The sequence below is a fragment of the Companilactobacillus sp. RD055328 genome, from assembly GCF_022835675.1.
Lineage (GTDB): Bacteria > Bacillota > Bacilli > Lactobacillales > Lactobacillaceae > BQUT01.
Window position 1 is genome coordinate 468,247 of record NZ_BQUT01000005.1, and the last position, 25,948, is coordinate 494,194.

The 25,948-nt window shown below is 32.7% G+C and carries 30 protein-coding genes, 2 tRNA genes and 1 pseudogene; 12 read left to right on the plus strand and 21 right to left on the minus strand.

Features of this window, described 5'->3' with window-relative positions; genetic code table 11:
- Positions 1-94: 94 nt before the first annotated feature.
- From RD055328_RS04525 to RD055328_RS04570, 11 genes are all read right to left on the minus strand, one after another.
- Positions 95-1,330, minus strand: coding sequence for a VapE domain-containing protein (locus RD055328_RS04525; RefSeq protein WP_244087615.1), 1,236 nt, complete (start codon positions 1,328-1,330; stop codon positions 95-97).
- Complete coding sequence (locus tag RD055328_RS04530; protein WP_244087616.1) at positions 1,290-2,117, minus strand: bifunctional DNA primase/polymerase; 828 nt, start codon at positions 2,115-2,117, stop codon at positions 1,290-1,292. The genes RD055328_RS04525 and RD055328_RS04530 overlap by 41 nt, the downstream gene beginning before the upstream one ends.
- 76 nt (positions 2,118-2,193) lie before the next feature.
- A complete protein-coding gene (locus RD055328_RS04535) occupies positions 2,194-2,709 on the minus strand; it encodes a hypothetical protein (RefSeq protein WP_244087617.1) in 516 nt (171 codons plus the stop codon).
- Positions 2,710-2,711: 2 nt separating this feature from the next.
- Complete coding sequence (locus RD055328_RS04540) at positions 2,712-3,437, minus strand: AAA family ATPase (protein ID WP_244087618.1); 726 nt, start codon at positions 3,435-3,437, stop codon at positions 2,712-2,714.
- A complete protein-coding gene (locus tag RD055328_RS04545; RefSeq protein ID WP_244087619.1) occupies positions 3,434-4,807 on the minus strand; it encodes a DEAD/DEAH box helicase in 1,374 nt (457 codons plus the stop codon). Before RD055328_RS04545 ends, RD055328_RS04540 begins: the two co-directional genes overlap by 4 nt.
- Positions 4,807-5,286 (minus strand): siphovirus Gp157 family protein, encoded by a 480-nt coding sequence (locus tag RD055328_RS04550; RefSeq protein ID WP_244087620.1) that lies wholly within the window; start codon positions 5,284-5,286, stop codon positions 4,807-4,809. The genes RD055328_RS04545 and RD055328_RS04550 overlap by 1 nt, the downstream gene beginning before the upstream one ends.
- Positions 5,286-5,702, minus strand: a complete 417-nt coding sequence (locus RD055328_RS04555) for a hypothetical protein (RefSeq protein WP_244087621.1) — start codon at positions 5,700-5,702, stop codon at positions 5,286-5,288. The genes RD055328_RS04550 and RD055328_RS04555 overlap by 1 nt, the downstream gene beginning before the upstream one ends.
- A 2-nt stretch (positions 5,703-5,704) precedes the next feature.
- On the minus strand, positions 5,705-5,827 hold the full coding sequence (locus RD055328_RS07290; protein ID WP_279593916.1) for a hypothetical protein: 123 nt from the start codon (positions 5,825-5,827) through the stop codon (positions 5,705-5,707).
- Between the two features lie 236 nt (positions 5,828-6,063).
- On the minus strand, positions 6,064-6,234 hold the full coding sequence (locus RD055328_RS04560; RefSeq protein ID WP_244087622.1) for a hypothetical protein: 171 nt from the start codon (positions 6,232-6,234) through the stop codon (positions 6,064-6,066).
- A 205-nt stretch (positions 6,235-6,439) separates the two neighbouring features.
- Complete coding sequence (locus RD055328_RS04565; protein WP_244087623.1) at positions 6,440-6,739, minus strand: DUF771 domain-containing protein; 300 nt, start codon at positions 6,737-6,739, stop codon at positions 6,440-6,442.
- Positions 6,740-6,758: 19 nt separating this feature from the next.
- Complete coding sequence (locus tag RD055328_RS04570; protein ID WP_244087624.1) at positions 6,759-7,004, minus strand: helix-turn-helix transcriptional regulator; 246 nt, start codon at positions 7,002-7,004, stop codon at positions 6,759-6,761.
- A gap of 146 nt (positions 7,005-7,150) precedes the next feature.
- Between RD055328_RS04570 and RD055328_RS04575 the strand changes: the two genes are divergently transcribed.
- The 6 genes from RD055328_RS04575 (at position 7,151) to RD055328_RS04600 (ending at position 11,407) form a co-directional block, all read left to right on the plus strand.
- A complete protein-coding gene (locus RD055328_RS04575; protein WP_244087625.1) occupies positions 7,151-7,510 on the plus strand; it encodes a helix-turn-helix domain-containing protein in 360 nt (119 codons plus the stop codon).
- 10 nt (positions 7,511-7,520) lie between these two features.
- Positions 7,521-8,432, plus strand: a complete 912-nt coding sequence (locus tag RD055328_RS04580) for an Abi family protein (protein ID WP_244087626.1) — start codon at positions 7,521-7,523, stop codon at positions 8,430-8,432.
- 166 nt (positions 8,433-8,598) lie between these two features.
- Positions 8,599-9,042: an ImmA/IrrE family metallo-endopeptidase gene (locus tag RD055328_RS04585; RefSeq protein WP_244087627.1), complete on the plus strand. Its 444-nt coding sequence runs from the start codon at positions 8,599-8,601 to the stop codon at positions 9,040-9,042.
- Positions 9,043-9,101: 59 nt separating this feature from the next.
- Positions 9,102-9,656 carry a DUF5067 domain-containing protein gene (locus tag RD055328_RS04590; protein WP_244087628.1) on the plus strand — a complete coding sequence of 185 codons (555 nt, stop codon included), beginning with the start codon at positions 9,102-9,104 and terminating at the stop codon, positions 9,654-9,656.
- A 64-nt stretch (positions 9,657-9,720) separates the two neighbouring features.
- Complete coding sequence (locus RD055328_RS04595; protein ID WP_244087629.1) at positions 9,721-10,065, plus strand: transporter; 345 nt, start codon at positions 9,721-9,723, stop codon at positions 10,063-10,065.
- 193 nt (positions 10,066-10,258) lie between these two features.
- Complete coding sequence (locus tag RD055328_RS04600; protein WP_244087630.1) at positions 10,259-11,407, plus strand: site-specific integrase; 1,149 nt, start codon at positions 10,259-10,261, stop codon at positions 11,405-11,407.
- A gap of 210 nt (positions 11,408-11,617) precedes the next feature.
- Here RD055328_RS04600 and RD055328_RS04605 read toward each other — a convergent pair.
- Both RD055328_RS04605 and RD055328_RS04610 read right to left on the minus strand, forming a co-directional pair.
- A tRNA-Glu gene (locus RD055328_RS04605) sits at positions 11,618-11,690 on the minus strand.
- A gap of 225 nt (positions 11,691-11,915) precedes the next feature.
- On the minus strand, positions 11,916-12,233 hold the full coding sequence (locus RD055328_RS04610) for a hypothetical protein (RefSeq protein ID WP_244087631.1): 318 nt from the start codon (positions 12,231-12,233) through the stop codon (positions 11,916-11,918).
- Positions 12,234-12,339: 106 nt separating this feature from the next.
- Here RD055328_RS04610 and ndk point away from each other — a divergent pair, with 106 nt between their 5' ends.
- The 4 genes from ndk to glyA all read left to right on the plus strand — a co-directional run bounded on the left by ndk (position 12,340) and on the right by glyA (position 15,254).
- Positions 12,340-12,756, plus strand: coding sequence for a nucleoside-diphosphate kinase (gene ndk / locus RD055328_RS04615; RefSeq protein ID WP_244087632.1), 417 nt, complete (start codon positions 12,340-12,342; stop codon positions 12,754-12,756).
- A gap of 63 nt (positions 12,757-12,819) precedes the next feature.
- Positions 12,820-13,209: a VOC family protein gene (locus RD055328_RS04620; protein WP_244087633.1), complete on the plus strand. Its 390-nt coding sequence runs from the start codon at positions 12,820-12,822 to the stop codon at positions 13,207-13,209.
- A gap of 37 nt (positions 13,210-13,246) precedes the next feature.
- On the plus strand, positions 13,247-13,999 hold the full coding sequence (locus RD055328_RS04625; RefSeq protein ID WP_244087634.1) for a DNA/RNA non-specific endonuclease: 753 nt from the start codon (positions 13,247-13,249) through the stop codon (positions 13,997-13,999).
- Between the two features lie 43 nt (positions 14,000-14,042).
- Positions 14,043-15,254 (plus strand): serine hydroxymethyltransferase, encoded by a 1,212-nt coding sequence (gene glyA, locus RD055328_RS04630; protein ID WP_244087635.1) that lies wholly within the window; start codon positions 14,043-14,045, stop codon positions 15,252-15,254.
- A gap of 40 nt (positions 15,255-15,294) precedes the next feature.
- Here the strand turns inward: glyA and yjeM are convergent, their stop codons facing one another.
- Together yjeM and RD055328_RS04640 are read right to left on the minus strand one after the other, a co-directional pair.
- Complete coding sequence (gene yjeM, locus RD055328_RS04635; protein WP_244087636.1) at positions 15,295-16,806, minus strand: glutamate/gamma-aminobutyrate family transporter YjeM; 1,512 nt, start codon at positions 16,804-16,806, stop codon at positions 15,295-15,297.
- A 22-nt stretch (positions 16,807-16,828) separates the two neighbouring features.
- Entirely contained in the window at positions 16,829-18,253 is a 1,425-nt protein-coding gene (locus RD055328_RS04640) for a C69 family dipeptidase (RefSeq protein WP_244088143.1), read from the minus strand.
- A 180-nt stretch (positions 18,254-18,433) separates the two neighbouring features.
- On the opposite strand from RD055328_RS04640, the gene RD055328_RS04645 reads away from it, so the two are divergent.
- Positions 18,434-18,504, plus strand: a tRNA-Gln gene (locus RD055328_RS04645).
- 46 nt (positions 18,505-18,550) lie between these two features.
- Here RD055328_RS04645 and RD055328_RS04650 read toward each other — a convergent pair.
- Together RD055328_RS04650 and RD055328_RS04655 are read right to left on the minus strand one after the other, a co-directional pair.
- Entirely contained in the window at positions 18,551-18,856 is a 306-nt protein-coding gene (locus RD055328_RS04650) for a YjcQ family protein (protein ID WP_244087637.1), read from the minus strand.
- Positions 18,857-18,937: 81 nt separating this feature from the next.
- Positions 18,938-19,312: a helix-turn-helix domain-containing protein gene (locus RD055328_RS04655; RefSeq protein ID WP_244087638.1), complete on the minus strand. Its 375-nt coding sequence runs from the start codon at positions 19,310-19,312 to the stop codon at positions 18,938-18,940.
- A gap of 130 nt (positions 19,313-19,442) precedes the next feature.
- On the opposite strand from RD055328_RS04655, the gene RD055328_RS04660 reads away from it, so the two are divergent.
- Positions 19,443-20,432 carry a zinc-binding dehydrogenase gene (locus RD055328_RS04660; RefSeq protein ID WP_244087639.1) on the plus strand — a complete coding sequence of 330 codons (990 nt, stop codon included), beginning with the start codon at positions 19,443-19,445 and terminating at the stop codon, positions 20,430-20,432.
- A 52-nt stretch (positions 20,433-20,484) separates the two neighbouring features.
- Here the strand turns inward: RD055328_RS04660 and RD055328_RS04665 are convergent, their stop codons facing one another.
- The 4 genes and pseudogenes from RD055328_RS04665 to RD055328_RS04680 all read right to left on the minus strand — a co-directional run bounded on the left by RD055328_RS04665 (position 20,485) and on the right by RD055328_RS04680 (position 25,838).
- Positions 20,485-23,142, minus strand: coding sequence for an HAD-IC family P-type ATPase (locus RD055328_RS04665; protein WP_244087640.1), 2,658 nt, complete (start codon positions 23,140-23,142; stop codon positions 20,485-20,487).
- Positions 23,143-23,385: 243 nt separating this feature from the next.
- Positions 23,386-23,754: a hypothetical protein gene (locus tag RD055328_RS04670; protein WP_244087641.1), complete on the minus strand. Its 369-nt coding sequence runs from the start codon at positions 23,752-23,754 to the stop codon at positions 23,386-23,388.
- Positions 23,747-25,045, minus strand: a pseudogene (locus RD055328_RS04675) (Y-family DNA polymerase). Before RD055328_RS04675 ends, RD055328_RS04670 begins: the two are co-directional and overlap by 8 nt.
- A gap of 52 nt (positions 25,046-25,097) precedes the next feature.
- Positions 25,098-25,838, minus strand: a complete 741-nt coding sequence (locus RD055328_RS04680; protein WP_244087642.1) for a DUF817 domain-containing protein — start codon at positions 25,836-25,838, stop codon at positions 25,098-25,100.
- Positions 25,839-25,948: the final 110 nt, after the last annotated feature.

A 25,948-nucleotide genomic window follows, 5' to 3' on the forward strand; every position in this document is an offset into this window, starting at 1 on the left:
TGTCCCTATATATCTTATATACCTACTGTCCCAAGGGATTTGTCGGGGACACTAACGACTTTTTTAGTGTCCCTTTAGTGTCCTTACTGTCCCGTTATTTTCGTTTATATCCTCTTTTCGGCTTATTTGTATATTCCCAATCATTTCGATTGTCCATAATGTACTTAATTTTTTTTGATATCTTGCGGTTTTTAACTAAATTTTCTTCGCCTAAGAATTTTCCGATTTGACCAGATGACACAAATTTTAATTTATAATCAGCTAAGAATAATTCGATTTGTTCTTCTACTTCGTCAACATACATGAATTTTTCTCGATTTTTTTCAAGAATTTTTGATTGATGTTCTGTTAATCCAAAATCAAAACCTTTGTAGTAATAACTTGTAAATTCTCCCCAAAGTTGAATTACATCCTCTTCTGTTAAATCAGTGACAGGATGTTTAATTTGTTTCTCTTTATTGACTAAATTCGGTAAGAATCTACGTTCTCCAGTCTTATCTTTCAAATAAGTTAATTCGTTAGTAGTACGAGCTAAAACAAAATTCTTATCGTAAGTTTCTGAATTATGACCGTATGATTTTCTAAATTCTAAACTTTCCATACTAATGAACTTTTTTAAGTTTGCAAAATCAGAATTATTAGTTGCAGTCATCTCATCATCATTAACGATTAACGCTCTCAACATATTTGAATAGTTATCTTTATCTTTGAAATCAGTAAACTGATCTGTATACCAATCAACTGCCATTTTCTTTAAAAGTGTTGTTTTCCCGGCTCCTTGTCCTCCTACTAAATCGAGTACGAAGTCAAATTTAGTAGACGGCTCAAAGGCTTTAGCAACAGCTCCAGTGAAGAATATTTTAGTTTGAAGTGTAGTAACTTGAGACTTTTCAACTCCTAAATACTTCGGCAAAAACTCAGATACACGTTTCTCACCGTCCCAAACTGAATAGCACGCCTCGAAATAATCTTTTACGGGATTATATGTATGTTTTCTAGCTTCATTAATTACAGCCATTTCAACTAAATTCCGATTGAATAGTACGTTATATGTATCTTCAACGTATCGCATAATTATCGGCGTGTAATCGTCAATCATGCGCCCTTTTCTGATGTTTAATTCTTTAACATCTTTAATCACTGCTATTTCGTGAGTGAATTCATTAAAAGCGAACATATGAATAAGCTTTTTATCGTGTTCAAATATCAACCCAATATTTTTTAAACTATTAGCTTTGATGTTGTCATCTTTAGTAAGTAGGAAAGGTATCGGCATGTTAACTACTTTTTTAGTTTTCTGCATTTGTTTCAATTGCTCCATTGATTCCATCAGCTACCTCCCTTCTTCTGATTTCTTTTTTAACCATTGAATCGAACGTTTTATCGAATTCTTTGATTGATAGTGATTTTTCAGTGTTTTCGTTAGTTTGTTTTGCTAATTGATAAGTTATATCAACATCAACATTCCTGAATAATAAGCCCCCGATAAAACTCGCTAAGGCATTGTTACGTCCACCGGTTTCTCCTAGTCCATTAACTATTTGCTCAAATAACTCTGATGTAGCTGTTTTTTCGCTACTAAATTTAACTTTTGTTGGATCATAATCAGAATTATATTCACGCTTGTTAATTAACTTAATTAGCTCTTTGGGTGCTGTAGCGATTGGTTTCTTATTGAGCCACTCATATTGATTATTTTTAAACTCACTAGGAGCCACCATCACATAATTATTAATGTGAGCTTTAACATCTACACCATCTAGCCAACCTATGTTTTGTCTAACATCTATGTCATTACGCTTTAAATAGAACAATTGCTTTCCGCCGCTAGCTGTTTTTTGAGCTAATGTATCAATTAGCAAATCATCCGAAATACTTTCAATTGATTTAAACCCATCAGATCCATGAGCATCTTTAGTATCAATATCTATGACAAAGAAATTAGTCGTACGTAATGCTATTTGAGCGTATGGATGCAATTTCCAAAATTCTTCTATTTCAGCTACTGTCAAAGGTGGTTTGTCAGCGAACTTAATCATTGGCTGTTTATTTAGCATTGGTAAGACTGACATCCCACGTTCTGCATATTTAACAGCGTAATTAACTAGATTTTTCATTTATTAACTCCTCTTTAGAGTTTAGCGGGCTTCCCACCCTCTCGGCATTTTAGTGTTACTGCACTTTAACGACTAATTAAAACGGCATATCTTCATCAGAGATATCAATTGGTTGACTGTTATCTGCTAATGGGTCACCTTCTAATTTCTCAAAATCATAATTCTTATACGGTCTTGATGGATTCTTCTTGTTTTTACCGAGTTTTAATTCCATTGTGAATTGTTTTCCGGTAGCTTCTTTAAACGTTTCAACTAATACGCCCATATCGTCCCAAGCTTCATCTGAAATATTCACGCCTAAAACGTAAGCTAATTTACTAATGGTTTTGATATTTCTATCGATTACAAAATCAGGAAGTGGTGAGCCGTCTTGTTTTAATTCATCCAATCCAAGATTAATGAATTCTGACATCCCCGCATTATCACCTTCAATTACTTCTGCTTTTACACTTAATTGGTCGTAATCTGAACGTGCGATGCTTGCTGCAACAACGTTGTAGCTTCCATCTTTAAGTCCTTCATAACTATTAATTGAATCTGTTTCTGGGTTGTATGTTTCCTGTACGTTTTTAACTCTATCCATAATGCTCATATTTATTTACCTTCTTCTTTATTATTTGTTTGTGGTGTTTCTTTAACTAACGCTCCTGGTATTGCTTTTAAGATGTTTAAAATGTGTTCGTCCTTAATTTCTGAAGCTTTGTAATGCTTGCGAATGTCTGTGGCTGTGCGAATATAATTCTTTCCTAGATGTTGCGTACGAATTACTAAATCACAGTTACCATTTACAACGTTGTAATATTTTTGCTTTAGTGCGGGGACTGGTGTTTCTACATTGTTTTCTGTTTTAGTTCCTGCTCTTGAAATGTATACAACATTCATATTCAAGCCCTTTAAATTTTGAACTAATTCAGCTAATGCAGAATTAAACATCGCAAAACCTTTTCCCCACTGAATATCAGCCAGTGATTTAACATTGTTTTCGATGCAAATCGCTTGTTCGATTAATGTACAAACATCTTCGATAACATCGATTACAACTGTCTTATACGTATGCGTTTCAGTGTCTAAAGCCAATATAGCTTTATCTAAAGTGTCAACTACTGACGTTTTTAAATTGCCCCTAGCATCTCTTACATTTTTTAAAGGAATACTAGGACGTGTTCCTGAAGTCGCCTCGTTATCATCTGTACTCAATACAATTGATGATGGAAATTTTGATGCTAGGTAACTCTTACCACTCATCGTGTCGCCCCAAATGAAGAAGTTCCTTGGGACTGTATTTGAAGCATGTGGTTTATTTTCTGGTAGTATGCTCATTTAATAAATCCTCGTTTCTTTCCGTAAAACCAAACCCAACCTGGCTTATAATTCATAAGTTTTTGATAGGCTTTGATTTCTTCCATATTTTTCAAATCTGCCGGTGTTTTACCGGCTATATTCTTATTAATTTCAGATTTCATAATTTGTTCAGCGCGTTCAACACGCGTCTTGTTAATCTTTTCTAATTCAACAGATTCATCTGTTTCAATTTCTTGTATTTCTATTTTTATTTCTTTACCGCAATAAGGACATTTATTGTCAGCTTTTCGATAAAAAGTTCCAAAGCAGTATTCACAAGTGGTTGTCCCTTGAATTGAATCACCTTGTTTTGAGTTACTTTTTTTAGATCCCTTTAAAGTCCAATTTCTATCAATCGTTGGCAAACCAAAGCGATTCACATTGCCTACGTGGTCGATAATTACTGCAGTCTTATCTTTTCTTGGGTTCATTGACCTCATTGCAAATTGTAAGTAAAGCGATAATGACTGTGTCGGTCGTAGCATAATTACACAATCAACGTTCGGTAAATCTAACCCCTCAGTGAATAATTCAGCATTGGTAACTATTTGAATATCACCATTTCGATAAGCTTCAATTATTTGATTGCGCTCTTCTTTTGGCGTATTCCCTGATACTGCTTTAGTACTAATACCCACAGAATTAAATTCATGAGCTAACTTTTCAGCGCTGGCAACGTTGTATGTATAAGCTATTGCTTGTTTACCATTTGCTAACTTTTGAAAAGTCTTAACCGCATTTCCATATATCTTTGGTTTAAAAGCTTCGGAAATACTCTTCTCATCAAACTCGCCAGTTCGCTTTACTTTTAACTTATCTGTATTGATTTCGACTGGTGCATAGTAATCTACCGGAGCTAAGAAACCTTTATTAATCAATTCAGTAATTGGCTTCCCTTGAATTAAATCTGTAGCCACTTCTTCGAAACTATCACCATTCAATCGAATTGGTGTGGCCGTAAATAACAACCTAAGAGCTTTTGGAAATGCTTCTAGTATTCTCATGTACGACTTAGCCAAAACGTGATGAGCTTCATCTACAAATATTATTTTTGGCTCATCTAAAGTGTTGATTCTTCGAGTAATGGTTTGAACCATTCCAATAGTTGCTAAATCCATATCCACACCTTGTTCGATAAATGTCTTTTTGACTTGATCTACAATTTCTTTTCTGTGAACAATGAACAATACTCTATTTCCTATTGAAGTGGCGCGCCTTGCGATATCAGCCATAATCACTGTCTTACCAGTGCGAGGCGGACTCTGAACTATAATCGATTGATTACCTTTTTTAATTGATTGATATATTTCATTTATTGAATTTTGTTGATAATCTCGAAGTTCAAACACTATCTAATCTGTACACTTTCTGAACTCTCTAAGTGAGTTCCTGGAACAACTCCACCCTTTTTCAAAACTTCTTTAATCTTTGTTTTAGAAACGGTTTGTTTTGTTTCAAAATAAATAGGTGGAATACTTTCTTCATTATCAATTTGAACAGCTGCCGGACTCTTTCTAATTGAAATAGTAAACAGGTCTGTTTTAATCTTTTCTTTTCCAACTTTTTTCATTGAATCGAACAAGTTGTTTTTTAAATTAGTTCTGTTTCGAGTAATTGAATCAGCTTTACTTTTCAATCTTGAAATTTCTTCTTTAATATTTACTACTGAATTGCCAAGCTCTTTATCGACCTTTGCATAATTCTCTGCCTTATCTTCAATAGCTACATCGATTGAATCAAGCGTATCGTGAAATAACGTTGGATCCATATCTTCGGCATAATCTAGCAAGCGTCGATAATCGTCTGTTAAGTCGTATAGTGATGTCATTACTTAGCACCTTCAATCATTTTTCCATATTGTTTTACAAACCAATCAAACTTATTTTGTGCCTTAGTTAATTCTATTTTTTTATTATCGATATCTTGTTTTAATAACTCGATTGCATTATCTTTGTTTAGGTTAAACTCAATATTATTTGAAACTGTGATTTGGTAATCTGTTGTTTTGTTTGTTATATGAGCGGTTTTAATATCAACACTTGAGTAGCTTTGATTAATGTATGTTACTTCAATAGTTGGATTATCTTTGAACCCAATAATATTTGTAACAATCCCCGGATAAACGTGTTGTGTCGAATATTCTGTATATAAAACTTGTACTTTGCTACCTATTGTTAAAGCCTCTTTCTTTGTAATTGTTTCTGGATTAATCTCATAATTAATTCCGTTAATTGTTGTTTCCATAATTAAATTTCCTCCTGTGATTTTTCATATTCGTAATCTTCACGTTCTAGTTGTAAATCTTCGTTTTGATCATCATCTTTTAGATATTCGTCTAATTGTTGAGACCAATAAGTATCTTCGTCCATTTTTCATACCTCATATTTCGTGGTATAATTCACGTATAGATGTATTTCTTATTTATCGGACACCTTGCGCTGCAACGCTTAGTGTCTTTTTTTATTGCTTACAATCAATTTCATCACCTCCTTAGTCGAGGAATTTAAAATTAATAATATGTCCATGGCAGCAACCTCGATTTCCAAGTCAAATCCAAGTAAAAATCAGTTTATTCAAGATATATTGGTTAAATCAGCTCAAGAAGTCATTCGTCAGAACTTCTAGGTTTTGCCTCTAAATCAAATATTTTATCTTCAACCATCTCACTCACTGTGCTGACTTCAGAAAATTTAATTTTTGATGTCAGCATTATTTTTACAATTTCATTTGATAAAACACTTAATTCTTCGAATCTGTCATTGGTAATTACTGGCATTTTCAATCTCCTTCCTCTTTTTGTCGTACCAAATATCTGCTATCAAAAACGGTATTAAAATTAATAACCACATATCACACCGCCAAAACTGCAATTAGTAATAATGTGAATATTCCGATTGCGGTTAATACATTAATGAAATATTCATCATCAAAACCCCAATACCAACAGAATCTGTCGTATAAATTTTTCATTCCACAATCTCCTATCCAAAAATATCTTTGTAATGTTCTTTGATATATTGTTTTGTTTCGTCAATAGGCATTTCCCATGGGCTGCCTGAACCCGTTGAATATTTTATGAATCCCCCCTGATTGATATCTAAGAATCTTCTAAATGGATATAAAAAGTTTTCTTTAACCCAGTCCTGACTTCTATGCATATATCTAGCTAATTGAATTAAATTCCATTGAGCAGATATAGTAGATTCTTCTTTTATTACCCGATATCCTGCAGGAAGAATTTTTTCAATTATTGACAATTGAATTTCAACTTCTGCTTGCATTGTTATTCACCTACTTTTTTTAACAAACTTTTAAATTACGCTTTAATTCGTTTTGTTTTAGTACGTAATAATCGTACTTATCGCCCAAAAAAATATCATCATACTTAATTTCAAAAGCTTTCATATATTTATCAAGCAATTTATTTGGAATATTAGTTGAATCATTCTCATATTTATATATCGTCCTATCTGATACATTTAACATTTCAGCTAATTCAACTTGTGATAGACCAGAACTTTTTCTTAACTCTTCAAGTGATCTCATATGCAACCTCCTTTCTACAAAACATATGTTAGTACGTTTATTTCGTACTGTCAACAAATATTTTCGTTTTTTTCGTATTTTAGGGTTGAAAGTTCGAATTTTTCGTATTATAATTTCGTTATACCTTATAGGAAAGGATTTGAAAATTGGCTAAAGAAATTTCTAAAGAAGAATTAGAGCAAAGAAAAATAATTGCTGCTAATATAAAAAAATATTTACTTGAAAGTCCATTCAATCAAACAACACTTGCTGAAAAAGTGGGGATAAGTAAGAGTACTATGAGTGATTATTTAAATCTTAGATCAAAACCTTCTCATGGCGTTTTGCAAAAGATTGCAGATACTTTTAATATTGGTAAGAGTGATATCGATACGACTTATAAAGAATCTACACCAACGAATGATAATCTGTCTTTATTAGCAGCCCATATCGACGACGATGCAACAGAAGAAGAAATACAAGATATTTTAGACTACATAGAATTCAAAAAGAAAACTAGAAAATAAGGATCAGACTATGGGAAAAAGAAAAGCACTGTATCCCGAAATGTTAACAATAATGAATAACAAAAATATAAAGTTTAACATTATTAGCAGAGATGAAGCGGTCAACTATTTAAAAAATAAAAACTATTATTTTAAGTTGACCGCTTACCGAAAAAATTTCAAGAAGAATAATGGAAGTTATATAGATTTAGACTTTGCCTACTTGGTGGATTTAGCAACAATTGACGCTCGATTAAGATATCTAATATTAGATATGAGTTTAGATATTGAGCATGTCGTTAAAACTAAAATTCTTGATCTTATTGCTAAGGACGAACGTGAAGACGGATATTCAATTGTTCAGGAATTTAAAGAAGACAATCCTATTGGCTACAATCAAACGATGAATTACGTTCAAGCAAACAAATACTCTAGTGGTAGTAAGGGAATGCACGCTAAGCATCACGACAATCCTGCTATATGGGTACTTCTAGAAAATATGAGTTTTGGAACGCTTTGTTTTTTTTCTGAATTCTATTATCAAAAAACTAAATTTCAAGGTGTTAAGGCTGTAAATGAGTTACTTAAATTTGTTAAAAATCTAAGAAATGCTTCTGCACATAATAATTGTTTAACCTTAAATTTGTTCAAAGAAACAGAAAATATTTCTCGTGTATCTAGAGAAGTAAAAGAAACTAATAATAGAAATTATCGAATACCTATTTCTAATCTGCATGATAGAAAAATTCATGATTTAATGTGCCTGTTCTATCTACACTCGAAATTAACCAGCAAGAAAACTCAAGCATATAGTATAAAAAAATGTAGAGACTTTTTGAAACGTGCAAAAAGGAACTCTCGTTACTATAAAGATTGTCCAGATTTAATAAAAGCATATGAAATATTCTCTAAAATGGTTGACTCTAACATGGAAATGTTATAACTTATAAATATGGAATCAAGGTAAACCATTATGGTTTTTAATCGCCCTTGCCTCATCGAGCCTCTGGTAACGATGTTGTGAACCACTTTTATAAAGAGTCAACTTCTAACGAAGTTGGCTTTTTTTATACAATTAATTTAATAAAGAAGGAATATATATGAATAGAATGGAAAGCCTTATGGTTGCATATCCCATGCTTTCTTACGAATTTGAATCAATGCCAAAAAGACTTGGGGGTCTTGTTGAAGGTGAAGAAGTTACTATTAATTCCAATAGGTCTATTGAGAAACAAACGGAAGCACTAGCCGAAGAAATAGCTCATTATGAAACGTCTACTGGAAATATTCTTAACTTAAAGGATATTAAAAACAGCAAGCAAGAGTACCAAGCAAGACGTAGATCATGTTTCTTACTATTAGATTTAGATAGTTTAACAGCCTGCTCTGACGTGGGAATTGATACACCACAGGAATTAGCAGACTATTTCGAAGTATCAATTGAATTTCTATGGAAAACGATTGAAAACTACAGAACTAAATATGGTCTTGAATTTGACCATAAGGGTTACCATTTTAATTTAAGAACTGGGTTGAATATAAAGAAGAAGTAATAATAAGTCCAAAAAACTTATCGACTATAAAAGATGAAAATTGAAGGAGTACTATTATTATGAAGAAATTATTATCTTTAGCATTATTAGCAATAACAATTGTTTCATTAACAGCTTGTAGCTCAACAAGTGATTCCGATAAAACAGATAAGGGAACACAAAAAGTTGAAAATAAAACTAAAAAACAAAGTAAATGGACCTTCGATGGTACTACTTTTACAACCAAACAAGGTATTTATACAATTACTGCAGTTAAGAAAATGCCATCTGCAGAAGATGGAAAAAATGTAATTGTTTTTGAATTTGATTTTAAAAATAATACAAAAAAAGAAATCGATATGATGGCTGATAACAACTGGTATGTTTATGTTCATGCAACACAAAAAACAAAAAATTCTAATAAGAGCCTAGATCCAGGAACTATTGGATTGGATGCAAACGCAAATTCATTGGAACAAGCGCGTGAAGATGTAATGACAAGTGATTCTGTTCTTCCAGGAAAAACCGTTCAAGGTGTTGCATCATATACTCTAGTTAATGATGCACCTGTTAAACTTAAATTTTCTGATGAAGGCTTTAACACTATAGCTACTAAAGAATATACAGTTAAATAGCTAACTATTAATGTCCAAAAACTGATGACTTAAAAAGCTGAAATTATATTTACGGAGGTTTCTAATGAAACTTAAAATCAATATGTGGACAGCAATAGATGATATTGTCAATACAATTTTATTCTTTTTTTCTTGGTTCTTAATCATGGGTGCAGCATTCAGTGGCGATAGTAGTAATGCTGATAGCATGGCAACATTCTTATTATTTATGGCAATTATTGGTTTAGTTCTTAATATTATTTCTCTAGTTCGTAGTAAGAAAGTTAATATTTCAATTGTAGGACCTATTCTAGGAATCATCGGTAACGGTATCTATTTACTAGGAGCTTGGGCAGCATTCCCAGCAATTGTTTTATTAATTATTGCATGTGTATTTTCATTCAGACAAAAATCTGTAGAAAACAAATAATCACAACAATAACTTGACCGAGTTTAACTCTCAACCTAGGAAATAAAAAAGCACAACCCCACCGACCAAAGTTTGAGTTGTGCTACTGCAGATACACATTGTTTTACCAATAATGTACGTCTTTAATTTTAACATATCAGGCGTACTTGTTGGTACGTCTATTTTTGTACCCTAAATTAAGGAGAAAATAAATATGTCAGTAAAAAAGTTACCAAACAAAAAATGGCAAGCTAGAGTTTCGGTTAAAGTCGGTGGAGAGTTTAGAACCAAAAATGGAAATTTCAAAACTAAAGCTGAAGCACTAGACTTTGAACGAGAATGGAAAGGTAAAGAAGCATCTGGTATAGAATTATCTAAACAAGATATTACCCTACCCGAATACATGAGGGAATTTATAGATCTTTATAAATCTTCAAAATCAGAACGAACTCAAGAAATTTATGAAGGTTCATATAAGAAGATACTTGGTAAATTCAAAGGTCGCAAATTAGTTAATATAACTCGTGCTGATATCCAAAAATATATGAACGAGTTTGGCAAACACCACGCTATTACAACATCTAAGAAACTATTCCAGCACTTACACCAAACAATAACTAGCGCTATTAACGACGGAATAATAACTCGTGATATATGTGCACACATCGAAGTAACTGGTAATGATCCCGTCAAAGCCGAAGAAAAATACTTAGAGTTTGAAGATTACTTAACCCTTTTACAATACTTGTACCAAGAAGCTAACTACAATCGTCTGTATATGGAATTTGCCCTATTTGCTTTACAAACAGGTTGTCGATTCTCAGAAATAAGTGGAGTTAAAGTCTCTGACTTAGATTTCAAAAAAAATACTATTACAATTCAACGTCAGTGGATTGAAAGGAAAAAGAAATCAGGATCAGCCAAAGGTAATGGCTCATCAGATAGAATTATTGCTGTTTCTAAACCGTTTATGAATCATCTAGAGTATATGTTAGAAGAAAGAGAACAGTCTCTTATATCAAATAATATTAAAGATAATGACTACCTCTTTCTAACCAATGAAGGTCTTCATCTACAAAATGATTCATGTAATAAGAATCTTCATGGATTACTTAAAAAATTAAATATTAAACGTATCAACATGCATGGCATGAGACATACCCACGCCACCCTACTAATCTATCGCCATCGTGATCCATGGTATATTGCTAAGCGCTTGGGTCATGCTTCAATTAAAGAATTAGACAGAACGTACGGACATGTCTTTCATAAAATGGATGCTGAAAACGATAAATTTGTTATGAATGATTTCGGCCATGATTTAATTGATACCCCTAAAAACAAGATAATCCCTTTAAAATAAGCATTTTGCACTATCGACAATTGCTGTATCCCTTTATTATCAAAGGATACAGCAATTTTTTTGCACTCATTTTTTAAATCATCTAAAAATCATCAAAATAGTGCAAAAATAATGCAAAATATATCTGTGTTTTATAGTGTTCTTAAAAAACAAAAATCGCATAAGACCAACGTCTTACACGATTATCTGTGTTCTATAATGTTTTAACTATCACCCGTACGGGAATCGAACCCGTAACTCCACCTTGAGAGGGTGGCGTCTTAAACCATTTGACCAACGGGCAAAATACATTAGTTATGTTACCGTTATAACATATCCAGGTCAACTAAATTAGCGGTTTTTCTTTAAAATTGAGAATATAAATAACCCCAATAGAAAAAGGCAATACAAAATACAAGCCATCAAACAAAAAACTAGGAAGTCTAATCCTGTCATGTGATACATCACATCTATTAATACTGCTAATAAAACAAACTGAAATAATTTGATTATTAAATCAGTGCTTTCTTTATTCAAAAGAGATTTCTACCATTGCTAAATGACGATCTTTGATATTAGAAGTAGTTATCCAAATATCTTTATAATCTGAATGTTCTTCACTCAAGCGGTCAATAATGAACTTCATTTTTGATTTTGCTTCTTCTAAGATTGAATCATCAATTCTTGCAACATGTAATCTCATGATAGGAAAAACATTTTCTAAGTTTCTTGGAATCAAAGCTACTGCAAATGCAATTGTAATTTGGTTACTATAACGTTGTGGTTCAAAAATAACGTTATATTGTTGATTATATAAAAAATCTAACAATTCTAATTGTTGATCCATGTCTATCCTCCTATTAATACGCTTTAATTATATCAAATATCAGTTTAGTTTATCTAATATAAGTGATAATATAAATATATTATAAAGATTATAAGTGGAGGTCTATATGTCAGAAGAGCGAACTTTAATTTTAATAAAACCCGACGGTGTAAGCCAAGGGCATGTTGGTGATATTATTACTCGTATCGAAAATAAACGATACACAATAGAACAGCTAAAAGTTATCAATGTAACCGAAGATGAACTTAGAAATCATTATATCGATAAAATTGATAAACCATATTTTCCAGATATGATGAAGTATATGCAAGAAGGCCCTATCGTCGCTATGGTTATTAGTGGTACCAATGTTATTAAAGCCATGCGACAGATGGCTGGAGCTACTATGCCAGACGAGGCCTTGCCAGGTACCATCCGTGGTGATTTTGGTCGCTCATGGAATGCGGGAGCTACAAAAAATGTTGTTCACAGTTCTGACAGTGTAGAATCTGCCGAACGAGAAATTGCAATTTGGTTCAAATAAAAGTCTGACAGATGTCAGGCTTTTTTTGATATGATATTGCTATTAATTAACTAGGAGATTTTTATGAAACCTAATTTTAGTGCCATACATCACATCGCTATTATTGCTAACAATTATGATACTGCTCGTCATTTTTACGTTGATATTCTTGGGCTTAAAATCATTCGTGAAAACAATCGCTCTGATAAAGGTGATATAAAACTTGATTTACAATTGAATGCCGATACAGAAATAGAACTATTTATTAAACCTGATGCTCCTAATAGAACATCAAACCCCGAAGCTTTAGGTCTCCGTCACCTTGCATTAAAAACAACAAATATTGAAGCTGATATTGATTACCTAATTAACCAAGGTGTTAAAGTTGAACCATTAAGAGTCGATGATTTCACTGGTAAAAAAATGGTATTCTTCTGGGATCCTAACAACCTCCCTATTGAACTTCATGAATAATTAATATAAAAAAATAAATTAAGATAGGAATTACATTTTGGCAAAACGTAAACGTTACAAACTAACCCCAAGCACTCTTATAATAATTATTATTCTAACGATATTCTCATTAGTCGTTAATAAACCGGATAATAATACAAATTCTAATAATCAACAAGACTCAACTGGCTTAACTACAGGCAAGCAAAGGGTTAATACTGGTAGTGAGTATCAAGATCTTGCAAAACTAGAATATAGTAATGAACAAGAATTAATAATTAACAATAATGATCCTAACTTTTCAAATCAAGATTTATCAACTACTAATGGTTCTTGGCAAGAATATGGAGATTTGGATTCTCTGGGCAGAGCCACTATCGCTAACGCCTTGCTTAACAAAGACCTCATGCCAACCGAAAAACGCAAACGTCTAACCGTTGACCCTACTGGTTATCAGCATAAACGTGTAAATAATGACTGGCTCTATAATCGTAGTCATTTGATTGGGTTTCAATTAACTGGCCAAAATAATAACCTTGAAAACTTAATGACAGGAACTCGTAGTCTGAATTCTCCAGGTATGAACCATTACGAAATGGATATTGCTTATTTTTTGAAAAATAATCCCGATAAATATATTCGTTATCAAGTTCGTCCCATTTACCGTGGTAATGAATTAGTTGCTCGCGGTGTTCAAATGAAAGCTCAATCTATAGGTAGCGACGCTATAAAATTTAATGTTTATATCTTTAATATTGAAGATAATGTGAAAATTGATTATTCAAATGGAAATAGTCAGATAATTCAATAAATTTATTATATAATAAATTTATTAAATATTTGGAGGTGTCAATATGGATGAAATTTTTAGTATTATCGAAAAAGAAGCAAAGCGTCAACAGAACAATATTGAACTAATTGCATCAGAAAATATTGTTTCAGCTGATGTTATGAATGCACAAGGTTCAGTTCTAACCAATAAATATGCCGAAGGGTATCCTGGTGCTCGTTTCTACGGTGGTTGTGATTACATCGATGAAATCGAAACTCTAGCAATTGAACGTGCAAAAAAACTTTTTAATGCAGAATATGTTAATGTACAACCTCATTCAGGATCACAAGCCAATGAAGCAGCTTATAGAGCCATTCTTCAAACAGGTGATAAAGTATTAGGAATGTCACTTGATGCTGGTGGTCATTTGACTCATGGTTCTAAAGTAAACTTTTCAGGTAAGCTTTATGAGTTCTATTCTTATGGAGTTAATGATGATGGTTGGCTAGATTATGAAGAAATTCAAAAAATCGCTACTGAAGTTCAACCTAAATTAATTGTTGCTGGTGCTTCTGCTTACAGTAGAATTATTGATTTCAATAAATTCCGTGAAATTGCCGATTCTGTTGGGGCATTACTAATGGTTGATATGGCTCATATTGCTGGATTAGTTGCTACTGGATTGCACCCATCTCCTATCGGTATCGCCGATATCGTCACAACTACTACTCACAAAACATTACGTGGACCTCGTGGTGGAATGATTCTTGCCAAGGCTGAATTAGGTAAGAAACTAAACTCTGCAGTTTTCCCAGGCTCACAAGGTGGTCCATTAGAACATGTTATTGCTGCTAAGGCAATTTCCTTCGGTGAAGACCTACAGCCTGAATTCACAACATACTCCAAACAAGTTATTAAGAACGCTCAAGCTATGGCTGAAGTCTTCGATCAGTCCGATAATATTCACGTCCTAACAGGCGGTACAGATAATCACCTCTTTATCCTAGATATTAGAAAAACAGATATGAATGGTCAAGTACTCCAAAACTTGCTAGATAGTATTCATATCACAACCAATAAAGAAGCCATTCCAAATGATCCATTACCTCCAAGACAGACATCCGGACTTCGTATTGGAACTCCTGCTATCACTACTCGTGGTTTCAAGGAAGATGATTGTCGAGAGATCGGCCACATCATATTAGACGCTATTAAATATCATGATGATGAAGCTAAATTATCAGAACTTGCTAAACAAGTAATTGCACTTACAGATAAACATCCAATCAAATAATTAGATCAAAAAAGCACTCACAATTGTGAGTGCTTTTTTATTAGCTTAATTTTATTTTATGTTTTCTTTCATATCTGCTGTACAATCCTATCGCAATAATAGTAAAGATAATTGGTCCAGAAATTGTCCAGAAAGCATCATGCCATTGATGATCAAGCAATGGTTGAACACATGTAAAGAGGATACTTAGTGTTAAAACTATAAATGAAATTGAAACAACCGTCCACATGAAGTATTTGTTTTTGAAAAATACATATGGTTTTTTAATTTTGTTGTTCATATTAAAGAATGGATAAGCTCCTACTAAGAATAGGTATGGTAAAGCTGTTGAAACGTTACCCATCAGAGTAAGAACATTATAAAATGCTTGTGCTGTTGATCCACCAAATGAAATTGCAAAGATAAGTACAACAACTAATGTAGCTTGATACCACATAGCATTAGCAGGCATTCCGTTTTTGTTTAATTTAGTTACATGTTCAGGCCAAAAATCTTTAGGAGTTCCCAAAATAAATGACTTAATTGGTGAGTATATTAAAACAAAGAATGATCCGGTATAGACAATAAACATGTCTAATCCGGCAAAACGAGCAAACCATTCACCAATTATTGCTGAAGTAGCAGAACTCAAACCTAATTGATGTCCGAAAGTATTTCCCAGGTTATTCATCATTACGTATGTAATATTACCTAAGTTAACTCCCTCACTATTAACAATCTCATTCCAGTTGGCACTTACACCCCACAAGAAAATTGAGAAGGCATATAAAATAGCAATAACTAATGTAGAAATTAAAATTCCACGTGGGAAGTCACGTTTAGGATTCTTCATACTATCGGTGATTCCACCCATAGATTCCATACCAGCATAGGCAAATATTGCATACACTACAAAACTAATCATAGCAATTGGTGAAGCAAATGCTGGATTAGCACTATGAATGAATGTTTGAATACCATGAACAGGTTCGGCCGTGTGGAATCCAGAAGCAACTAAGATGAAGATACTTAGCAAGAAGAAAAGAATATTAATGGCAATCATCATTGTTCCACCAAATGATGAGATTTTTGAAATCCAATTAATACCTTTGCTAGCAAAGAAAGTAACAAAAATAATCCATAAAATTGCTAGTAACCCAATAACTTGCATTGAACCTAGTCCCATAAATGACCAAGTTTGTGTCTTATCAGAACCACTTATGAAAGTTGAAAGTGGAATCCAAATTTTTGACGCCGTAGCAACTAGCCAGGTTTCCCAAGATGCTAGCCACATGAATGTCCCAATAAATGCTGTTCTTGGTCCAACTGCTCCATCAATCCAAGAATAAATACCCCCTTTGGCTTCATTAAACGCTGAACCATATTCAGCCATCATGAATCCACTAGGTAAAAAGAAGAAAATTGCAGCAAAGATATACCAAATGATACTTGCATATCCCATCTGCATAAAGGCTATTGGTGTATTACCAAACCCAAAAATTGTAGTAAAGATCATCATAATTAATGTTCCTAACTGGATGGTCTTCTTCGGCGAATATTCTGTATCTGACATTCTTATGTCCTACTTTCGATAATTATAAATTTAAATCAGTCTTGTAATTAAGTTTAGAAAAATCAGTCGATTCTGTGATAATCTCAGCAATCATGGCTTTGTACTCTGCCAAAGCTATAGCAGCTGAATCACTACTTTCTTTTGTTAAGAACTCTGCTAACTGCTCATCATCTAATGAAGTTGCTTTAGCATCAGACTCGCGAAGTCTCTTGGCTAATGTAATGTTGATACTCTTTTGTTTTTCTTGAAGTTTTTTGCCAAATTCTTTGTAATGTCCATCGATCAAAACACTAGTTAATTTGTAAGTCCAATAAGCTGATTTTTCATCGTATGGAAGTTTTCCGATTTTATATTCATCCGGTGTATCAGTAATACCCATATAAAATGGAACATATACACTCTGAGCAGCAACACCCATAGCTAGCCATTGCACACAAGCTACTTCAGGTTTCATATCTGGTCTTATTTGTAAAACATGTGATTCTTGAGTTTTGGCCAAACTTATTGGTCTAAATAGATGATTATTATCCGATTCATTCAAAGGATCATATTCTGTTTTTTCAAAATGAGAACTAAGATACATCTTGGCATCGTTCACACTCAATAAGCGATTAGGCTTCTTGATGAAATCAAGTTCTTCACTCATAGGTGATTCATCAGTAACTCCAGAAAATTGTTGCTGGCCCCACCAAACACGCGGTGTACTATAATGTTCATCCGCCATTGTTTGTGTGCCAAATATCTTGCGGAAATTAAAAGTTGTTGGATTAGGATTCAATTTGTTATCTGTAACAAAATCTTCAATACCGTCAGAGTACATAAAGTTGTTGTCATCATTAAAATTAATTTCTTGAATAGCCAACTGATTAGCAACTACTGCGTAGCAATCATCTGGAATGCGTTGCGCTACCCAATGATGACCTGAACCTGTTTCCATATACCAAACTTCATCTTGATCAGAAAACAATATCCCGTTAGTCTCACAAGTTCCATACTGTTCAACAATTTCACCTAGTCGAGTAATACCTTCACGAGCAGTTTTGATATAAGGAAGAACAACTGTGATCATTGCTTCCTCACCAATACCGTCTTCAACTAAAGGATCTGCACCTAGAACTACTTCGTTTGAATAAGCACTTTCTGTCGCACTCATTGCTACTCCATATTCATTGAATCCATCTTCTTCAAACAGACCTTCTTCAGTAGTCCATTCAGGAGTAGATGTATACTTGAATCGGACTTTTGGTAGTTCTATTTGAAATTTATTAGCTTTAGAAATGAACTTCTCATTTTGTGATGACTGTCGTCGTTCATTCACTACAAAATGTTTGGGCCATGAAGCTTGCGAATCTTCATTTCGGCCGATGATGGTTGAACCATCAAGAGTTGCTTTTTTACCAATTAAGATACTTGTACAAGCACTTAATTCCGACTTATTATATTCCATCATTTCACCCCGTTTAGAGTTATTCCTTTTTGATAATTACATTATAATAGAGAACAGCTATTTTGATACCTTTTTCCTAAAAAAATTGCATCTTTTTTGTAAGCGTATTAAATATTGATATTTCAACGATAACTTATTGACAACTTTTTTGATAATTCTATAATATAACTATTGTATTAATGGGCATTAGCCAAATGGTAAGGCTACGGACTCTGAATCCGTGATTACTGGTTCGATCCCAGTATGCCCAATATATTGCAGCAAAAACACCTCTGATTAATTTCAGAGGTGTTTTTGTTAACTTAGAAAGTCCTTAGTAGTTTTAGCTGTTTTAAATAGTTTATTTAAAGTTGAGTTATCCCTTAAATATTGTTCTCCTTGTGAGGTTATTTCAGCAACCCTAGTCGACATAACCGTATCATCTCCATGAATTAATCCCGTTAAAAAACCTTCTCTTTGTAAGTAATTCAATTGTGTAACTAATTCCTCTCTAGTGAATGATACTTCTTGGTCTAAAATTTCTAATCTTTCACTAAAGTCGCTAGTCTCCGAATTGGCCTCAATAATTTTCAATATAGCGTATCTAATTTTATTTTTATTCACATTGGTATCTCCTATAAAAAATAATTATGGTTAATAATTCATTCACATGTTTCACATTATTATATCCACTTTTTGAGTGTTTTAATATTTCAAGAATCCTGAAAAACATTCATCTTCTAAAGTGATATTCTTTCCAGTCTCATTAATTTCTTTTATTCGAGTAACACCCCATTGAGACATTGCAATAAGAACTTCTTGTAACGACCGACCTGCATCTGTTAATTCATATTCAACTTTGGGAGGTATTTGTGAATAAATATTTCTAGTAATTATTCCATCTTCTTCTAATTCTCTTAGATGTTGAGTTAACATTTTTTGTGAAATATTAGGGATCTGTTTCTTTAATTCTCCCGTTCTCATAACTCCGTTACCTAGCTGACATAAAATTAATGGTTTCCATTTACCTCCAATGATATCTACAGTAACTCCAATTGAATGATCATAATTTTTCTTCATATCTTTCCCCTATATTTCTTTTACTCTCTAGTTCCTAAGGCACTAATAAGTGCCTACTAGTATTTCTATTTTATTAAACTATAATGGCATAACAATACAATGAATAATATATAATCGGAGGAACAATTGTATGTATGCTTATACTCTAAATTCTAATAATCAAGAAGGTCTAAATAATCTTCAGCTTAATGAAATGCCAGTACCTAATCCTCAAAAAGACGAAGTATTAATACAGGTTAATAGCATTGGACTAAACCCGGTTGATTATAAATTAATTGAAAAACCTTTATCTTCATTCGAATATCCACATATTTTTGGTCTTGATGCTGCTGGAACAGTAGTATCTGTTGGAGAAAACGTTAAAGGATTCAAAGTTGGTGACCGTGTTGCTGGCCATAATAATCTCCAAAAAGATGGAACGTTTGCCGAATATGCGATTTTCCCTGATTACAGTCTAGCAAAGATTCTCGAAAATGTAACTTTTGAAACAGCCGCTGCACTATTATGTGGAGCAATGACTGCCTATCAAGCCATCTTCAGAAAAATGAATCTCACTGGTAAAAAAAATATTTTAATCCACGCTGGTGCCGGTGGTGTTGGGTCTATTGCGTTACAATTAGCTAAGTTAAAAGGACTTGATGTAATTACCACTGTGTCATCATCAAAAAAACCCTTTGTTACAGCTTTCTCTCCAGATAAGATAATTGATTATAAACATGAAAATGTAAGTGAAGAAATCAATAAATACACAAATGACGTTGGAGTGGATCTCATTTTGAACACAGTTGGTGGAAATGAAACATATTTGGATGTTACTGAACGACTTGCTTACAATGGTGAACTAGTTTCGATTGTCAACGTTCCAAACTTTTCAGATAATAATATTTTATCTGAAAAAGGACTAACAATTAGTGCTTTGAATTTAGGCGGTGCTCATAGTAGTACTTCTATCAATCAAAAAAAAGATCTTGGGAAAATGGCCTTGGAACTTCTTGAATTAGCAAGCACAGAAAAAATTGATGCAAATATCACAGAAGTTTTACCTTTCAACCAACTTATATCTGGTTTAAAAAAACTTTATAGTCGCGATTCTTTAGGAAAAATCATAGTGAAAATTTAGACAATAAAAAAGAGTATTCTCAAAATGAGAATACTCTTTTTTATTGTCTTTTTTACTTATTCAACTTTATGCGAATGAACTTATCGAACTCAGTAATTATTAATATAACAACACCTGAAGCTATTGATATAATCCATCCTAATAATGACATATCAGCAGTATAGAATACTGTATGCATAAATGGTACGTAAGTTAGAATCAATTGTAAAACAAGCATTATTCCAATAATTAGAAATGCTTTTGGATTAGTAAATAAACTCTTACTAAATAATAAGTCATTAGTACGTATATTAAACAGATAGAAGATCTTACTTAATACAACAATATTAATCATCATAGTACTTGCAACCGCAGGATTAACTCCTTGAGTTAACAACCATTCATATGAAATTATACTTATTATCGCCATTAATACTGACACATAAAACATCTGCCACATATCATGTTTGTTTAATAAACCTTTACCTGTTTTTCTTGGTTTCCGATTCATTATTCCATTTTCAGCAGGTTCAAAGATAAACGCAAATTGAATTGTAATCGCGGATACCATATTGATCCACAACAATTGTGTTGGTTGTAATGGCATATCTTTTTGCATCAAAATTGTAAATACAATTATTAATCCTTCGGCAAAAGAAGTTGGTAGCAAGAATAAGATACTCTTCTTGATATTATCGTATATTCTTCTTCCTTCTTTGATTGCAACTGACAACGTCTTAAAGTTGTCATCAGTTAAAATCATATCTGCCGAATCTTTGGCAACGTCTGTCCCTTTTTGCCCCATAGCAACACCTATATCAGCACGTTTTAAGGCTGGAGCATCATTAACTCCATCTCCAGTCATGGCGGTTATTTTTCCGCTTTCTTGAAGAGCTTTCACGATATCGGTTTTGTTTTTAGGCGTAGTTCTGGCAAAAACTTGGTTATTCAACACAGCTTCTTTGAATTCTTGATCATTCATTGCATCAAGTTGAGCACCGGTTACGACATTAATATCCTTAGCCAATCCTAGTTTTTCTCCGATAGCTTTAGCCGTCACAGGATGATCTCCTGTAATCATTTTGATATTAATACCAGCATTATTCATCTCTTTTAATGCCAAAATAACTTCTTCTCTTGGCGGATCAATAATACCAGCTACTCCAAGTAGTTTAATACCATCAGATAATACTTCATGAGTTATTTCATCTATATCTGAAGATACTGACTTAATTCCTACCGCAACAACTCGTTTTCCTTCTTTTGATAATTTAGTTACTTGATTATTCCACTTATCAAAATCTAGTTGATCTCCATTGTTTTGCGCCATCTTAAATAATTTATCAGGAGAACCCTTAATGAAAATGAATCTGTCATTGTTTTGATCTTCAACAAGTTTAGCAATGTAGCGATAATCCGAATCAAATGGCAACATATCTATTTCTTTATATCTTGAATCCATTGGATATGAGAAGTTCTTATAATAAGCAGTTAAGAATGCTCCATCAGTCGGTTCACCATTTATCTGCCAGCTATCATCCTCATAAATTAAGACTGTATCATTGGCTTCTAGTCCAGCTTCTAAGAATAGGTCTAGTTGCTTGTTGTCTGTAACTTTATTCCCATCACGTTGAATCTCACCCACTGGCTCATAACCATCTCCAGTTACTTGATATTCTCCATCTTGAAGAATAATATCTTTAACCGTCATTTCATTCTTGGTAAGAGTTCCTGTCTTATCTGTTGCAACGACGTCAACTGATCCTAGTGTTTCTACTGCAGGAAGCGTTTTGACAATAGCATTCTTTGTCTTAGCCATATCGCTAACACCCATGGCCAAAACTACAGAAGTTGTTGCCGGTAATCCCTCAGGTATTGAACCAACAATCATCGCTACGATAGCTAAAGTCAATACTGACAATGAATATGTTTGTAAGAACAAGCTTAAAACAAACAAAGCAACGGCAACGGCAATAATTACATAACTTATCCCCTTACCTAAGCCATCGATTTCTTTCATAAGAGGTGTTTTTCTCTCTTTTGTATTCTTAACTTCAGTCGATATTTTACCAATTTCAGTAGAAGATCCGATGGCAGTTACAACACCTATCCCACTACCTGAAGTTACTGATGTTGAAGCAAACCCTAAGTTAGTTCTATCAGCAATTGGCAAATTCTCATCTGAAATACTATCAATACTCTTCTCAACAGAATCGGCTTCTCCGGTAAGCGTTGATTCTTGAATTCTAAGATTATCTTCTTCAATAATACGCATATCAGCCGGAACATTATCACCGGCTTCTAAGAAGACAACATCTCCTACAACAACCTGATCTGCAGGAATATCTTGTCTTATTCCATTACGATAGACTGTTGCTTCAGAAGACAACATTTCTTTAATTCTCTCTAGTGCATCAGAAGCACTAGCTTCTTGATAATACCCTATCAAGGCATTAATGATTACAACTAGCCCAATAATTACTCCATCAGAAACATGTCGCATTAACAAGGCTAATAAACCAGCAAATATTAAAATGTAAATTATTATGTTGTTAAACTGGCGCAAAAACAATTTCCATCTAGGCGTTTTTTGTGACTGTAATTTATTTAATCCATATTGTTGATAACTTTCTTTGACTTGGTTGTCATTCAGGCCATCTTCAACATTTCTTATTTTATATTTTTTTAATATCTCTTCAGTAGTTAACTGAAAATCATTATTCTTATTCATTTATATATTAGTTTCCTTAATTAAATTTTGTGTAAAAAAATAGACCCAACACTGATTAGTTATTCAACTATCCGTTTTATTGTGCCTTAAATACACTATTCAATTAAGAAGTAAGATAAACACACTAAGATACGCTGATTATCTTCCATCGAATCACTACCCAATTAATACCACCCCCTAATACATTAATATATAATAATTATTATAATGAATTAATTACGTAATAACAACCAATAACCTAATCTATACTCTTATTGAATAGATATCATTAATATCTACATATTTGTTACCAATTAATAGCTTAGTTTGATAATAGCCCTCTATTCTTCCAACAATGGGTTTAGTAACCTCTAAATTATTATTCAAAAATCGTAGATCAACTATAACTTGTTTTTCTTTTTTTATAGCCATATTTATAACTTCTTGAATTTTAAAAGAGCTCATTTCTTCTGCGTGAGTTCTTTTTGTATTTTCATTAATACTATTTTCTTCTTTTTTCACTGCTGCGGTATGGTCTGATAAATAAAACCCTTGCCACTTCACTGTTCCACGATCCTGATACTCATTAAAAAATTTAGCAACTAACTCCGGATCATATTCTCTATCATTCATAAGAATTACCTCCTGCATGTCCACCAACAAGTCCAGCTCGATTAATAGCAGTAGCCCCTTTTGACTTGCTATCCAAATTAACGATAGATTTAAAACCATATTTTTTTCTAATACTATCCACAGTTTTATCCAGTTGTTTATTTTTATGTTTTAAATCTCGACTATCAAATAAGTCTAATTGTTCTATATTGTCATCTACCAATTTACTACACGAAAAAGCTATATTTCTAACCTCTTCGCCTCGCCACTTATCTTCAAATAACTTAATAATATGTTTCTTCAATTCTTTATTGCTATTTGTAGCGTCAATTTTCATGGAATGACCAAATCCCTTACGTCCTTGTTTTCGTAATTTATATGAAAAACCAACATTTAAATTAACCACTGTACAAGCAATTGAGTGAGATCGTAATCTTGCACCAACTTGCTCTGCAAGCTCCTTTAATACTGTTTCAATCTCTTGTTTATTGGAGTAATTTTTAGGCAATACTTGGCTATTTCCGTATGATTTAGATTTAGGTATATATTTATTGCTAATAATTGAACGATCTACGCCCCACGATAAAGCAAATAATTGAGAACCAATCACACCAAACTTTTCTTTGATAAAAAAAGGATTAGTGTGTGCTAAATCATACATCGAATTAATTTTTAAATTTGTAAGTTTTTCTGCCGTTTTGGCTCCTATTGACCATACTGAATTCAAATCAGTTATTGGCCATAATTTATCAGAGATATCTTCATAGTGCCATTCAGCGATTAAAGAATGATTATTCTTAGCTTCTAAATCCAGAGCTAGCTTAGCTAGAACTGGATTATCTCCAATTCCAACTGTTAAATAAATACCCGTTTTGCTTTTAATCTCTAATTGTATTTTTCTTGCAACTTCATATGGAGTTTTTCCAAATAATTTCCAACTTTTTGTTATATCTAATAGTGATTCATCAATTGAATATGGTAATAAATCTTCGTTTGCGACGTATTGTTCAAATATCTTTTTTATTTCAAGATTTTTTTTGATTTACAAATTCATTCTAGGTTCTGCAATTACTATGCGATCATCATTGGGAACTTCACTAGCACGCGTAACGTTACTAATACCAAATAGCTTCTTCGCCATTGGACTAGCTGCTAAAACTAATCCACTCCCCGTATTTTGTGCTTTTGACATCACTACTAAAATTGATTTTAGTGGATTTAATCCTCGCTCTACGCTTTCAACTGAAGCGTAAAAAGACTTAGAATCAATCATAAATATTATTCTTCTTGGTTCATTCTTATAATCATACATAGTTAATTCTCCGATTAATCTATAATAATTATACGAACATACGTTCTTATTATCAATAAGTTTTTCTATTCACGTTGTAATAAACTAATGAAATACTCAAAATAACTAATAACGACCAACTTGATATTTTACCAATACCAACTAAATGCCACCCTATCTCTTGATTAGGATATTTCCATGCTGAGAAAAAAGTTGAAATATTTTCTGCTACCCACAAAGCTATACCGATTAATAGAAAAGATAAATTCATTAACATATTGTGAGTACGATTTTTTAGAGTGAAATATACTTTTGTTTTCCAAAAAATCACAATAATCATTACAATAATAAAATATCGCAAGTCCCAAATATAATGATGAGTAAAAAAGTTAAGATAAATTGCAAAACATAATGTAACTACTTTCCACTTCGATGGCCAATTTTCATACTTTAAATCAAAAACTTTCCAAGCACGATAAATATAACTACCAACACTTGAATACATAAATCCACTATATAGTGGCACTCCCATAATTTTCATAATTCCTGGTTCTGGGTACATCCACATCCCTATGGACGTCTTAAATATTTCAAGAACTAACCCCACAATGTGAAATAACAAAATAACTTTTACTTCCGACCATGTTTCATATTTCACTGCTATTAGAACAATTTGAATTAAGATCGATAAAATTAATAAAAGATCATATCGATATATGAAAGGAAAAGTAAAATACTTTGTCAGAAACATTGATATAAATAGTAATGCTGGAAATAAGCAACACGTAATTTGCTTTTTGATGAAGTCTATCATAAATATCTCCAAAAATAGAATTTAAAGGCTAGTATACATTACTATTCATGACTAATTATCAATAATAATAATTTTGTAAATAAAAAAGACAGCCAATTGGCTGTCTTTTT

Excerpts from the sequence above, each read along its gene's own strand:
- RD055328_RS04660 (WP_244087639.1), top strand. The coding sequence starts at position 19,443 with ATGTATGCTTATACTCTAAATTCTAATAATCAAGAAGGTCTAAATAAT.
- RD055328_RS04665 (WP_244087640.1), bottom strand. The coding sequence starts at position 23,142 with ATGAATAAGAATAATGATTTTCAGTTAACTACTGAAGAGATATTAAAA.
- RD055328_RS04680 (WP_244087642.1), bottom strand. The coding sequence starts at position 25,838 with ATGATAGACTTCATCAAAAAGCAAATTACGTGTTGCTTATTTCCAGCA.
- RD055328_RS04560 (WP_244087622.1), bottom strand. The coding sequence starts at position 6,234 with ATGCCAGTAATTACCAATGACAGATTCGAAGAATTAAGTGTTTTATCA.
- RD055328_RS04600 (WP_244087630.1), top strand. The coding sequence starts at position 10,259 with ATGTCAGTAAAAAAGTTACCAAACAAAAAATGGCAAGCTAGAGTTTCG.
- RD055328_RS04595 (WP_244087629.1), top strand. The coding sequence starts at position 9,721 with ATGAAACTTAAAATCAATATGTGGACAGCAATAGATGATATTGTCAAT.
- RD055328_RS07290 (WP_279593916.1), bottom strand. The coding sequence starts at position 5,827 with ATGGACGAAGATACTTATTGGTCTCAACAATTAGACGAATATCTAAAA.
- RD055328_RS04640 (WP_244088143.1), bottom strand. The coding sequence starts at position 18,253 with ATGGAATATAATAAGTCGGAATTAAGTGCTTGTACAAGTATCTTAATT.
- RD055328_RS04655 (WP_244087638.1), bottom strand. The coding sequence starts at position 19,312 with ATGAAGAAAAATTATGATCATTCAATTGGAGTTACTGTAGATATCATT.
- RD055328_RS04580 (WP_244087626.1), top strand. The coding sequence starts at position 7,521 with ATGGGAAAAAGAAAAGCACTGTATCCCGAAATGTTAACAATAATGAAT.
- RD055328_RS04570 (WP_244087624.1), bottom strand. The coding sequence starts at position 7,004 with ATGAGATCACTTGAAGAGTTAAGAAAAAGTTCTGGTCTATCACAAGTT.
- RD055328_RS04530 (WP_244087616.1), bottom strand. The coding sequence starts at position 2,117 with ATGAAAAATCTAGTTAATTACGCTGTTAAATATGCAGAACGTGGGATG.
- RD055328_RS04540 (WP_244087618.1), bottom strand. The coding sequence starts at position 3,437 with ATGAGCATACTACCAGAAAATAAACCACATGCTTCAAATACAGTCCCA.
- RD055328_RS04525 (WP_244087615.1), bottom strand. The coding sequence starts at position 1,330 with ATGGAATCAATGGAGCAATTGAAACAAATGCAGAAAACTAAAAAAGTA.
- yjeM (WP_244087636.1), bottom strand. The coding sequence starts at position 16,806 with ATGTCAGATACAGAATATTCGCCGAAGAAGACCATCCAGTTAGGAACA.
- glyA (WP_244087635.1), top strand. The coding sequence starts at position 14,043 with ATGGATGAAATTTTTAGTATTATCGAAAAAGAAGCAAAGCGTCAACAG.
- RD055328_RS04585 (WP_244087627.1), top strand. The coding sequence starts at position 8,599 with ATGGAAAGCCTTATGGTTGCATATCCCATGCTTTCTTACGAATTTGAA.
- RD055328_RS04610 (WP_244087631.1), bottom strand. The coding sequence starts at position 12,233 with ATGGATCAACAATTAGAATTGTTAGATTTTTTATATAATCAACAATAT.
- RD055328_RS04550 (WP_244087620.1), bottom strand. The coding sequence starts at position 5,286 with ATGACATCACTATACGACTTAACAGACGATTATCGACGCTTGCTAGAT.
- RD055328_RS04565 (WP_244087623.1), bottom strand. The coding sequence starts at position 6,739 with ATGCAAGCAGAAGTTGAAATTCAATTGTCAATAATTGAAAAAATTCTT.
- RD055328_RS04590 (WP_244087628.1), top strand. The coding sequence starts at position 9,102 with ATGAAGAAATTATTATCTTTAGCATTATTAGCAATAACAATTGTTTCA.
- ndk (WP_244087632.1), top strand. The coding sequence starts at position 12,340 with ATGTCAGAAGAGCGAACTTTAATTTTAATAAAACCCGACGGTGTAAGC.
- RD055328_RS04555 (WP_244087621.1), bottom strand. The coding sequence starts at position 5,702 with ATGGAAACAACAATTAACGGAATTAATTATGAGATTAATCCAGAAACA.
- RD055328_RS04620 (WP_244087633.1), top strand. The coding sequence starts at position 12,820 with ATGAAACCTAATTTTAGTGCCATACATCACATCGCTATTATTGCTAAC.
- RD055328_RS04670 (WP_244087641.1), bottom strand. The coding sequence starts at position 23,754 with ATGAATGATAGAGAATATGATCCGGAGTTAGTTGCTAAATTTTTTAAT.
- RD055328_RS04535 (WP_244087617.1), bottom strand. The coding sequence starts at position 2,709 with ATGAGCATTATGGATAGAGTTAAAAACGTACAGGAAACATACAACCCA.